Below are 12,622 nucleotides of genomic sequence, written 5' to 3'. Positions count from 1 at the left end.
AAGTGGCACTTACCTGATCGGAAGTACAACCGTCATCGGCTCCATAGGTCAACGAAATTGAGCCACTGGTACAAATGCTCATATCGGCAGCTGGTGGTGTTGAAGTGAAACTTCCTTCTTCTCCACAACCTTTCTCAAGAGTAACGAACTCTGCCAACCAAGCACTATATGCCGACTGTAAAGTAGCATCATCTGCATAGAAACAAGCCTCTTGCGATACATCGGCAGGACCGGCTACATCTACCTGAGTAGAAGCTGTTGTTGCAAAAGTAGCCGAACAGCTATCTGAATTACCACATTCATCACTAACACTAATTCCTAACTTAACACTTCCACCATCACACTCGTCTGGTGCGCTTACCGCATTGAATTCCTCTTCGGTAACCGGTACATCATTCACTAAATAAGTAACCGTAACATTTCCTCCATCGCCACTATCGGTATACCCGAAACTTGCTTTCCAGGTAGCGAATTCTGAATCTATGGTTGCCTGATCTGTACAGGCATCTTTAGTTACACTGTCAGGACAGTCTGCTGTTAAGGTTCCTTCAAAAGGTTTTTGGGTTACATCAACAGGATCTGAAGCAAACGTACAACCAGGAGTATCAAAAATCGTTACGGTTGCATAAACACGATAAGAATTTCCGTCAGTTGCTCCAGGTAATTGTGAATTTGTCGCATTCTGGATTGGTTTCCAGTCCTCTGTGTCTACGCCATCATCTGAATTATCTGGATAACCTTCCTCGAATATATACCATTGATAGGTATAGGTCCTTGAGGGAGGATCAGCCTCTGGATTAACTGTGGCAATGAGGGTCGTAGACTCCTCAAAACATTCATACATATTCCCAGATACTTCCACTTCGAATTCCGGTGTATTACCTAATTCAAAAGGACCCGCAAAATCTTTTAAAGATGCGGTAAACGAATCTGAAGAACGAGTTTTCACCAGTACACTTCCAAGGGGACTTTGACATTCACCTCCTGTGGTACGTGTGTCAAAACCAAAAGTTGTTGCATTTAGAGCAAGTTCCGCGAAATTTTCCGTTGCGTATTGATTAACTACCTTGTTCCTTTCACTAATAGTCCCCCATGGTGGTGCCGCAACAGGACCAGCTTCATTCACCTGCGCAAATAAAGCCCGCTCTAAATTCGGGTTTCTTGAAATCCTGGCATAACCATAATTATTGGCTGAAGAATTATCGCAGTAAAAGAAGGGGAAGTTGTTATTCCCATCACCAAAAATAAAAGGTATCTGCGATTTGGTATTAAAATCGCTAAAACTTGTAAAGGGAGCTCCTTGGAAATCCCTTCGGTCTACCCAAACAAAAAGCCGTACATCGGCAATTTTTCCTCCACCGGTATAGTTAAAGGAAAGGATGATATCCCCATGTTGGGTTACCTTTCCTGTGGCGGGATCAAATTTGTAAGTGGTATGACCACAGTTAACATTTGCGGCATCTGCTGGATTTACCAATTCTATAGTAGACCCATTTGATGCCAGCTGAATATCGGCTCGGTAATACTCAAAATCCACATAACTGGTACCGTCATCACTCAAGGTAGAAGCACCTACGATCGCGAATTCATCATCTGGACTTTTATCCCTGCGAATGTGCCCATAGACATCGATAATATCATTTTTGGAAGGTACACTTCCCGCTTTAAGGGTCCAGGTTAAAGGGTTATTGAAGTTCTTGTTGATCGACTGGTCAAATACTGTATTATCTGTATTCCCCCGGTTAGATCTTTGATCCCGAAAATAAACCGCGTCAATCCATAAAATGTCAGTACGTGAATCCAGGGAATACAAATCCCGGGACATCCTGAATTCAGCTTCAATGTTAGCCCCGGCTTTAAGATCAGCAATAATGGGAGCCATAGGGTTTCCATCCGCATCAAACCCGGAAGTTCTGATAACATTTGAACCAAGATTAGGAGAAGTGGCATTAGGAAAAATTTCGTCGAACCAGTCATCGGTTCCAAAAGGATCAAATCCTCCCATAGGTGGTGCAGTGTAGAAACTTAGAACATCTGCCTGTACATCGGCATCAATTCCAAAATTAGCTTTCACCGTTGTGCCTAGCGTAATCTGGCTGTTCTGTGCTGAAGCAAGGAAGCTTCCTAACATAATCAATAGTGCCAGAGATTTACCCATCCCTTGCACTAAAGTCCTTTTCTTACCAAAAATCCACGATAAACAATAACACGTGTATCCAATCGTGAATTTTTTAAAAGTACTTTCTTTCATAATATAAAATTTTAAGGTTAGCACCAATAGCAAGGCTTAACCTCAAAAGCAGATCGGGCGATCTAAAACAAAAAGTGGATCTAAAAAATCTTACGAAGGGGGGTGTAATAAACCTGCGCTAATATTAGCCAGGGAAAAATCAAATACTTTAAATATCTAATCGGGGGGAATAAATTTGAAGATTTTGGGGGTAATGCTCCGGTAAAAATTCTCTACCGGAAAAAATCTGTTGGTCTACAATAAAGAAGATCTATTGTTAGACCTCAGGTTTAATAAAAATCAGGAATTTATAAACCAGGTTTATTCAGAAATGATTTTCAATAACAATTACACAGAGTTCAAATCCTTGATTTTCAACAACCTAAAATTAACATAAAATTTTAAACCTCAACGAGTAAATGTTACAGAAATCCAAAATTAGGGGAATGCCCCCAGTAGCTCAATTAGATGCGGGAATACCTTAACTTATTCCTAATTTGAAGGATAAAAATTATCATTTTCTCAATTAAAATGCCTCTAATTATCAATGCTTAAAAACTTCAGGCAAAGCTCTTTAATCCTTTCCACTTTCCTTCTCTTTTCTTTAACTTTAAAAGAATAATTCAGAAGGAAGACATATGAAAATGAAAGAACAGGGGCTCTACTCCCCTCTTAATGAGCGCGATAATTGCGGCGCAGGATTTATTTGCAATCTAAAAGGAAAACGAAGTAACCAGATAATACATAATGCCATAGATATCCTTATTCGCCTGGAACACCGGGGTGCGGTAAGTGCCGACGGAAAGACCGGCGATGGAGCGGGGATCTTAATAGAAGTCCCCCATGATTTCTTCAAAAAAGTCTGTGAATTTGACCTTCCCGGCTTCAGGGAGTATGCTGTAGGAATGGTCTTTCTTCCGAAGAATAAAAACCAGGCCGAGCTTTGCCGAAAGACTTTCGAAGAAGAGATCAAAAACCAGCAGCTGGAGATCCTGGGCTGGCGTAAAGTACCGGTTAACCATGCCTGTCTTGGAAAGATGGCCAGCAGGGTTGAACCTGCCATTGAGCAGGTCTTTGTAAACCGTCCCGAAAAACTGGAAGAACATAAATTCAATTCCAAACTTTATACGGCCCGCAAGATCGCTGAACACAGCATCGAGAATTCTGGCCTGGCCCAGAGCGATTACTTTTATTTTTCGAGCCTGTCCACCAATACCATTATATATAAAGGGCTTTTGATGCCACAGGATATCAATGACTATTATAAGGACCTGAACGATCCAGACCTTATCACCAAACTTGCACTGGTGCATCAAAGGTTTTCTACCAATACCTTCCCCACCTGGGACCTGGCGCAGCCGTTCAGGTACATGTGTCATAACGGGGAGATTAATACGCTTCGCGGAAATTTAAGCCGGATGAGGGCCCGGGAAGAACTTTTTGAGAGCGACATTTTCGGCGAGGATATCAAAAAAATACTTCCTATTACCATGGAAGGAAATTCTGATTCCGCTTCCATGGACATGGCCCTGGAGATCCTTTTACAAACCGGGAGGTCCCTGCCCGAAGCTATCATGATGATGGTGCCGGAAGCCTGGGAAAAGAACCCATCCATGAAAGAGAAGAAAAAGGCATTTTATGAATACAATGCCTGTATCATGGAACCCTGGGATGGCCCGGCCTCTATCCCATTCACCGATGGAAATTATATTGGCGCCCTGCTCGACAGGAACGGCCTGAGACCCTCGAGATATACCGTTACCAAGGATGGTTATGTAGTCATGTCTTCTGAAACCGGAGTCCTGGACATCAAGCCTGAAAACGTATTAAAACATGGGAGATTGGAACCAGGAAGAATGTTCCTGGTAGATATGATAGAAGGACGAATTATCGAAGATGAAGAAGTAAAGGAAAAGATCATTTCAGAAAGGCCTTACCAGGAATGGCTGAATGATAACCTGCTGCCACTGGCCAAGGTTCCCTATACCGGAAATAAGACCCCGGTGGAAAATATTCCATATATCACCCGGCTGAAATTGTTCGGGTATACCTACGAGGATATCACCACGATCATTTCTCCCATGGCCTCGAAAGCCAAGGAAGCCATAGGATCTATGGGAACGGATATTCCCCTTGCGGTACTTTCAGACAAACCACAGTTGCTGTTCAATTATTTCAAGCAGCTATTTGCACAGGTGACCAATCCGCCCCTGGATGGGATCCGTGAAGAAATAGTGACCGATATCAGTCTTTCCATTGGAGAAGACATCAATCTTTTTGAGATAGTACCGGAACAGTGCCGCAAGCTGAAAATACAAAACCCGGTGATCTCCAACGAAGATCTCGACAAGATAAAATACATAGATTACCCTGGGTTCAAGGCTAAATCCATCTCCATACTATATGAAGCCGATAAGGGAATGAATGGCCTGGAAGACCGGCTAGAGGAAATGATCTCCGAAATTAAGGAGGCCGTGGATGATGGCTGCAATATCATTATACTTTCAGACAGGAATGTGAACCCTAAACTGGCTCCAATTCCTTCCCTGCTGGCCTGTTCGTTCGTACACCACAGAGCAAAAGATCATAATCGCAGGTCTTCCTTCGGAATTGTCATTGAATCTGCCGAACCCCGGGAACCACATCATTTTGCAGCGCTTTTCGGTTATGGTGCAAGTGCGATCAATCCCTATATGGTAAATGAAGTGATCTATGACCTGGTTGACCGAAAAGAGATAGATGTAGAAGATCCCGAAGTGGCCGTAGAGAATTTTAACGTGGCCATTGGTAAAGGGATCGTCAAGATAATGAACAAGATCGGTATCTCTACCCTGCTTTCCTATAGAGGTTCACAGATCTTCGAGATCCTTGGTCTTAACAAGAAATTCGTGAACAAGTATTTCTGCAATACCCCCACCAGAATTGAAGGTATTGGCTTGTATGAAATAGAAAAGGAAATTCAGAAAAGATACAAACATGCATTTTTCCCACCAGAGACCGAAACAGATCTCGATCTGGAAATGGGCGGGGATTACCGCTGGAGAAGGAATGGGGAAAGGCACGTATTTAATCCCGCCAGTGTAGCCAAATTACAGCAGGCCGTTAAGCAGAATTCATATGAAACTTATACCGAATACTCCAGGATCATAAATGAACAGACAGAAAACCTGATGACCCTTAGGGGAATGTTCAAATTCAAGGAGCTAAATCCAATTCCGTTAGATGAAGTAGAACCCTGGACCGAGATCGTTAAAAGATTTAAAACCGGGGCCATGTCTTTCGGATCCATAAGTAAGGAAGCACATGAGAACCTGGCCATCGCAATGAACAGGATCAAGGGAAAAAGCAATTCGGGTGAAGGAGGTGAAGATGAAGATCGTTTCCAAAAGGATATCAATGGAAACTGGCGAAATTCAGCTATCAAGCAGGTGGCTTCTGGTCGCTTTGGGGTTTCCATAGACTATCTAACTAATGCCCGGGAGATACAGATAAAAATGGCCCAGGGGGCGAAACCCGGTGAGGGTGGTCAGTTACCCGGAGCCAAGGTGAACCCGGCCATTGCCAAAACAAGAAACTCCACTCCTTATGTTGGGTTGATCTCGCCGCCACCACACCATGACATTTACTCTATCGAAGACCTGGCACAGCTCATCTTCGATCTTAAAAACGCTAACCGCGAGGCCAGGATCAACGTAAAACTGGTTTCGAAAGTTGGAGTGGGAACCATTGCTGCGGGAGTTGCCAAAGCCAAGGCAGATGTGGTTTTAATTTCAGGATACGACGGTGGTACCGGGGCTTCTCCCCTCACCTCCCTTAGACACGCTGGTTTACCCTGGGAACTTGGAATTGCCGAAACCCAGCAAACCTTGTTACTGAACAATCTTAGAAGCAGGATCGTGGTAGAATGTGACGGTCAGCTTAAGACCGGACGCGACGTTGCGATCGCCTGCCTGTTAGGAGCCGAAGAATTCGGTTTCTCCACAGCACCGCTGGTGGCTACGGGATGCATCATGATGCGTGCCTGCCATCTTAATACCTGCCCGGTAGGAATTGCCACCCAGGACCCTGAATTAAGAAAGAACTTTAAAGGCACGCCAGAGAATGTGATCAATTTCATGTATTTCATTGCTCAGGAACTAAGGGAAATCATGGCGCAGTTAGGTTTCAGGACGATGAACGAAATGGTGGGACAAAGCCAGAAACTGGACATGAACAGGGCCATCAAACATTATAAGGCCCAGGGAATCGACCTTTCAAACATTCTTTATAAACCGGACCTGAAGAAAGAGGTACCTCTTTCGAATACCGAAAAACAATTACATAATATAGAAGGCGTTCTTGATTTTGAGATCCTGAGACAGGCGCACCCGGCGATCTATAGAAAAGAGCCGGTTACCCTGAGTTACCCTATTAGCAATACCAACCGTACTACCGGTACGATCATTAGTAACGAGATCTCCAAAATGCATGGGGCGACAGGATTGCCTAAAAATACCCTAACCCTAAATTTTACCGGATCTGCCGGTCAGAGTTTTGGTGCTTTTGCCACCAAGGGAATAAACATGAACATTGAAGGTAATTCTAACGATTACTTCGGAAAGGGACTTTCAGGAGCCATACTTTCCATCAGGAAGCCCAGGGAGGCGACCTTTAAATCTAATGAGAACATCATCATAGGAAATGTTGCTTTGTACGGCGCTATTCGAGGTGAAGCCTACATCAACGGGATAGGCGGTGAACGATTCTGTGTACGAAATTCGGGTGCAAAAGCCGTCATCGAAGGGATTGGTGACCACGGTTGTGAGTATATGACCGGAGGTGTCGCCGTGATCCTTGGAAAGATAGGGCGAAATTTTGCTGCCGGAATGAGCGGCGGAACGGCGTATATCTTCGACCCGAAGAACGAGGTAGACAGGAATAATTTCAATATGGAAATGATAGAATTTGAAGAGGCTTCGGAAGAAAACCTGAAAGAACTGGAAGAGCTTATTGTAAATCATTATCAATATACCGAAAGTGAAGTGGCCAAGGAGATCCTGGATAACTGGGAAGAAAATGCTACCAAATTCATCAAGGTCATGCCTACAGAATATAAAAAGGCCCTTCAGAAGCTGGAAGAAGAAAAAGAAACAAAAGAAGAAGCAGATCTAAAGACAGTATAAGAACATGGGAGAATTACGAGGATTTTTAGAATACGATCGCAAGGAAGAAGAGAATATAAAACCCGAAGAAAGGGTTCAGAATTATAAGGAATTTCATAAAGAACTTTCCACAGAAGAATTGAAAAAACAGGGGGGCAGATGCATGGATTGCGGAATTCCGTTTTGCCACAGCGGCTGCCCGCTAGGCAATCTTATTCCAGATTTCAATGACGCTGTGTATAGAAATGAGTGGCAAAAGGCTTTGAAGATCTTACATGCTACGAACAACTTTCCGGAATTCACCGGTAGGTTATGTCCGGCTCCTTGTGAGTCTGCCTGTGTATTAGGCATCATAGAGCCGCCTGTGGCCATAGAAATGATAGAGAAGTATATTGTGGAGCGAGGCTTTAAAGAAGGCTGGATCAAGCCTGAACCGCCCGCACACAGAACCGATAAAAAAGTGGCGGTGATTGGATCGGGGCCGGCAGGACTTGCGGCAGCACAGCAGCTGAACAGGGCAGGTCACCATGTGACAGTTTTTGAAAGGGATGCCAAGATAGGCGGATTATTACGATATGGGATTCCAGATTTTAAAATGGAAAAACACATTATAGACCGTAGGCTTGAGATCATGGATGCCGAAGGGATCAACTTTAAGACCAATACCGAAGTTGGTAAGAACTACCCGGTGGAGGACCTCCAAAATTTTGATGCTATCGTACTCGCCGGTGGGGCAACGGCAAAGAGAGATCTGTCTATTCCAGGCTCAGATGCTGAGGACGTTGTACAGGCAATGGAATTTCTAAAACATAATAATGAGGCTGTAGATGGCCTTCATAAAGTGGAAGACCGCCTGAACGCACATGGCAAAGATGTGATCGTTATTGGAGGTGGAGATACAGGCTCAGATTGTGTGGGCACCTCCAACCGTCACGGTGCAAATTCAGTTACGAATTTCGAGATCCTGCCAGTACCACCAGAATCCAGGACGTTAGAGAATCCCTGGCCTTACTGGCCATTTACCTTAAAAACCAGTTCTTCGCATGAAGAAGGAGTAGAGCGTAACTGGAGCATACAGACCAAGGAATTCATTAAGGATGAAAACGGAAATCTGAAAGGCCTGAAAACCGTACAGGTAGAATGGGTTCGAAGACCTGGCCAGAGACCGGAACTAAAAGAAGTGCCTAACACCGAAAAAGAGTGGCCATGTGATCTGGCTTTATTATCCCTTGGATTCACCGGACCTGAAAAAACTCTAAGTGAAAAACTGGGACTTGAACTGGATTCAAGAAGCAATATTAAAGGAGAGAAAGATTATAGTACCAATGTAAAGAACATTTTTGTAGCTGGCGACATGCGAAGAGGTCAGTCATTAATTGTGTGGGCGATTTCTGAGGGACGCGAAGCAGCACATCATGTGGACAAATTTTTGATGGGTAGTTCTAAACTTCCCATTAAAGGAGAGGGAGATCTTCCTACGCCTTGATACCATAAAAAACATTAATTAAAAAGCCGCTGAGAGCGGCTTTTTAATTTTAGGATAGATTATAGGCTTAAGAGATCAATTCGAAACTTTGCTGGGCAATTTCAAGTTCTTCATTGGTTGGGATCACAAAAATCTTTACCCTGGAGTCTCCGGTTTGGATCTCTCTTAATTTTTTGTCTCGGTTCTTATTCTTTTCCTCATCCAATTCGATTCCGAAAAAATCCATATCCTTACATACCAGGCTTCTAATCACATCACTGTTTTCGCCTATTCCGGCAGTGAAGACCAGGGCGTCCGCCCCATTCATCGCGGCGATATAAGCTCCGATATATTTTTTGATTCGGTATGCGTTCATATCCAGTGCCAGCTGACATTTTTTATCACCAGCAGCAGCTTTCTCCTCTATATCTCTGAGGTCGCTGTATCCGGTAAGACCATACATCCCGCTTTCCTTATGTAATAGATCGCTCACTTCCTGTGAAGTATATCCAAGTTCATCTATAAGATAAAATATAACCGACTGGTCGATATCCCCACTCCGGGTTCCCATGATCAATCCGTTCACCGGTGCAAAACCAAGGGAATGATCCAAACTTTTCCCATCTTTAATTGCGGTTATACTACATCCATTGCCAAGGTGAATACTGATAATCTTGGAGTTTTCCTTATTAAATCTCTCGATGGCTTTTTTAGAGACAAATTTATGACTGGTTCCGTGGAAACCATATAGCTGAATATGATTCTTTTCATAGAGCTCATTCGGAATTGCATACTGGGCAGCTTTTCGAGGTATACTTCTATGGAAGGATGTATCAAAAACAGCGATTTGTTCGGCTGCTGGGAATAGCTTTTCCGAAACTTCAATTCCTTTTAAATTGGCCGGATTATGCAGAGGGGCTAAAGAAAAGTATTCTTGAATTTTTTCTTTTACCTGTTCATTGATCCTGATCGTTTCTGAAAAAACATCTCCACCGTGAACCACGCGATGACCAACCGCGGCGATTTCTTCTTTTTGTTTGATCACTCCGGTTTGAGGATGCCTTAAATGATCAGTAATAACTTTTAAAGCTTCGGAATGGTCTCTGATCTCCAATTCTTCGGTTAGTTGATCTTGGGCCTTATAATGAAGCCTGGAATTGTCCAGTCCTATTCGCTCTACCATCCCAGAAGCCAGCACTTTTTCAGAAGGCATTTGGATTAGCTGAAATTTCAAAGAAGAACTCCCGGAGTTGATGATTAGAATGTTTTTCATAAATTTTAGATTCCTTGCGCCTGGATGGCTGTTAAAATTACAGTATTATAAATATCGGCAACGGTACATCCACGGCTAAGATCGTTTACCGGTTTATTGAGACCCTGAAGCATTGGCCCAATCGCCAGAGCACCTGTTTCCCTCTGAACCGCTTTATAGGTATTGTTCCCTGTATTCAAATCTGGAAAGATCAAAACATTAGCCTGTCCGGCAACTTCTGAATCTGGTAATTTACTTTTTCCAACACTAAGGTCTACGGCCGCATCGTATTGAATAGGTCCTTCCACTTTCAGATCTGGTCGCCTTTGCTTGACCAAAGCAGTAGCTTCGCGAACTCTATCCACATCTTCTCCCTTTCCGGATGTCCCGGAAGAATAGGAAAGCATCGCGATCTTTGGTTCAATTCCAAAAGCAATAGCACTTTCTGCTGAAGATATGGTGATTTCAGCAAGCTCTTCGGCGGTAGGATTCGGGTTGATCGCACAATCCCCGAAAACAGAAACCCGATCTTCCAGGCACATAAAAAATACAGATGAAACCACTGAAACTTTTGGTTTGGTCTTAATAAACTGAAGGGCCGGTAATATAGTATGCTGTGTGGTATGGGCGGCTCCCGAAACCATCCCGTCTGCATGACCTTTATAGATCATCATGGTACCGTAATAGGAAACATCGTTCATCCGGTCGCGGGCCATATCCATATTAACGCCCTTATGTTTTCTAAGAGAGTAGAAGGTTTCCGCATAATCCTCAAAATGGATGGATTTAGCAGGATCGATTATATTGATCCTTGAAAAATCCAGGTCCAGCTGGATTTTGGCCACAGTCTTTTTGATAACCTCAATATCTCCAAGCAAAGTGAGATCTACCAAGTTCATGTCGATAAGACGTTTGGCAGCGGTCAAGATACGTTCATCAGTTCCTTCGGGCAGAACAATATGTTTTTTGCTTTTCCTGGCACGCTGGATCAATCCATACTGAAACATCCTCGGGGTAATTCCCTGGGGCTTATAATCGATAAGTTTTTCAACCAGCGAATCGAAGGATACGTAACGTTCAAAGGTGCTGATAGTAGTCTGGATCTTCTGGATACTATCGGCATAAATATTCGATTTAATATCGCCCACCTTATTTGTCACATGAAATGTTCCTTCCTGAACTGATATTATAGGTACAATATCTGATAATCCTTCTATTAGCTTTAGAATCGATTCTTCGGGAGTTAAACCTCCGGTAAGTATTATTCCGGAGATCCTTGGATAATTACTGGAGATATTTGCCTGTAAAGCACCCAGAATGATATCTGCCCGATCCCCGGGAGTAATCACTAGACTTTCATCCTTTAAGGTGGTGAGATAATTACGCAGTTGCATGGCTCCTACTCCAAAACTTCCGCTTTGATTATTAAGAAAATCTCCTCCGAACAAGACCTTTCCATCCAGGGCTTTTACGATTTCCTTTAAAGTAGGATTATCCAGGGTAGGAATTAACGGGATCGCAAACACACCTACATCCTCCGGCAAAATCTCACGCATATTCTTCTTCGCCGGCTCCAGGTTTTCTTCAAAGATCTTATTGCTCACCATCGCGATCACCTGGACCTCTTTATCCTTAAAAGCCCGGTAGGCCATTTGCTGATTTCCGAGTAATTGTTCCCAGGTCTTATTTTGTCCGCTTACCACAATAATCACCGGAATGCCTAAATTTTTCGCGATTACGGTATTTACATCGAATTCGAAAACATTCCCTTCTCCTGAAAAGTCGCTACCCTCCACAAGGATAAAATCAAAATCTTCTTCCAGCTTTTTATATTTCGAAATAATGGTGTCTATTACCTCGCCCGCCTTTCCCTGGTTCCTTTTATTGATCACTTCACTTCGGGTGAAGGCAAAAGTATCTTCATAGGAAATATTTAATTTAAAGTAACTTAATATGGTATCGATATGATTATCCCTCTCGCCGCTAGGTGTATCGTTAATAATAGGCCGGAAGTAACCTACTTTCATCATTTTACCAAGAAGGGTACGCATCAGTCCTAAACTGATCATGGATTTACCACTATGGGATTCCAGCGTGGCAATATAGATTCCTTTGTTCATACGGATAAATTGTATGGCAAAAATAAAGCTTATTCAAGAACAAGACTTTTAAGCAATCCTTAAAAGATGTGAAACATGACAGGAATCATCTTAAGACGAAAATGATTTTGAAGAATATAAAAGAGGGGTAAAAATGAAAAGAAATAATGCGTTAGTCTTTTAAATAAAGGCATCCATTCTTTTTCTACAGCCAAAATAGTATTGAGAAGTCTTTAAAAAAGATTTCACTTTAAAGCATAAAAAAACCCTTTATCTGTTGAGATAAAGGGTTTTCAAGAAGAAGGCGGCGACATACTCTCCCACAATGATAGCAGTACCATCTGCGCTAACGGGCTTAACTACTCTGTTCGGAATGGGAAGAGGTGAGCCCCGTTGCTATAGCCACCTTAAAAGGTTAGTTATAAGCTTCGAGCT

5 protein-coding genes and 1 rRNA gene are annotated in these 12,622 nt (G+C 43.0%); 2 read left to right on the top strand and 4 right to left on the bottom strand.

Going from position 1 to position 12,622, the window contains the following annotated elements; translation table 11 throughout:
• The coding region (locus FLP08_RS15150; protein ID WP_156277988.1) for a hypothetical protein at window positions 1-2,251 on the bottom strand (2,251 nt) is incomplete at its 3' end.
• A 617-nt stretch (window positions 2,252-2,868) separates the two neighbouring features.
• On the opposite strand from FLP08_RS15150, the gene gltB reads away from it, so the two are divergent.
• Both gltB and FLP08_RS15140 read left to right on the top strand, forming a co-directional pair.
• Window positions 2,869-7,392, top strand: a complete 4,524-nt coding sequence (gene gltB / locus FLP08_RS15145) for a glutamate synthase large subunit (RefSeq protein WP_156277986.1) — start codon at window positions 2,869-2,871, stop codon at window positions 7,390-7,392.
• 4 nt (window positions 7,393-7,396) lie between these two features.
• Window positions 7,397-8,857, top strand: coding sequence for a glutamate synthase subunit beta (locus tag FLP08_RS15140; RefSeq protein WP_156277984.1), 1,461 nt, complete (start codon window positions 7,397-7,399; stop codon window positions 8,855-8,857).
• Window positions 8,858-8,924: 67 nt separating this feature from the next.
• Here the strand turns inward: FLP08_RS15140 and FLP08_RS15135 are convergent, their stop codons facing one another.
• The 3 genes from FLP08_RS15135 to rrf all read right to left on the bottom strand — a co-directional run bounded on the left by FLP08_RS15135 (window position 8,925) and on the right by rrf (window position 12,597).
• Window positions 8,925-10,109 (bottom strand): acetate/propionate family kinase, encoded by a 1,185-nt coding sequence (locus FLP08_RS15135; protein ID WP_156277982.1) that lies wholly within the window; start codon window positions 10,107-10,109, stop codon window positions 8,925-8,927.
• 5 nt (window positions 10,110-10,114) lie between these two features.
• Entirely contained in the window at window positions 10,115-12,208 is a 2,094-nt protein-coding gene (pta, locus tag FLP08_RS15130) for a phosphate acetyltransferase (RefSeq protein WP_156277980.1), read from the bottom strand.
• 278 nt (window positions 12,209-12,486) lie between these two features.
• Window positions 12,487-12,597: ribosomal RNA gene (gene rrf, locus FLP08_RS15125) — 5S ribosomal RNA — on the bottom strand.
• Window positions 12,598-12,622: the final 25 nt, after the last annotated feature.

The sequence above is a fragment of the Christiangramia aestuarii genome, from assembly GCF_009735585.1.
Lineage (GTDB): Bacteria > Bacteroidota > Bacteroidia > Flavobacteriales > Flavobacteriaceae > Christiangramia > Christiangramia aestuarii.
This window is presented reverse-complemented; position numbering and strand designations above follow the sequence as displayed.

Excerpts from the sequence above, each read along its gene's own strand:
- gltB (WP_156277986.1), top strand. The coding sequence starts at position 2,869 with ATGAAAATGAAAGAACAGGGGCTCTACTCCCCTCTTAATGAGCGCGAT.
- FLP08_RS15135 (WP_156277982.1), bottom strand. The coding sequence starts at position 10,109 with ATGAAAAACATTCTAATCATCAACTCCGGGAGTTCTTCTTTGAAATTT.
- pta (WP_156277980.1), bottom strand. The coding sequence starts at position 12,208 with ATGAACAAAGGAATCTATATTGCCACGCTGGAATCCCATAGTGGTAAA.
- FLP08_RS15140 (WP_156277984.1), top strand. The coding sequence starts at position 7,397 with ATGGGAGAATTACGAGGATTTTTAGAATACGATCGCAAGGAAGAAGAG.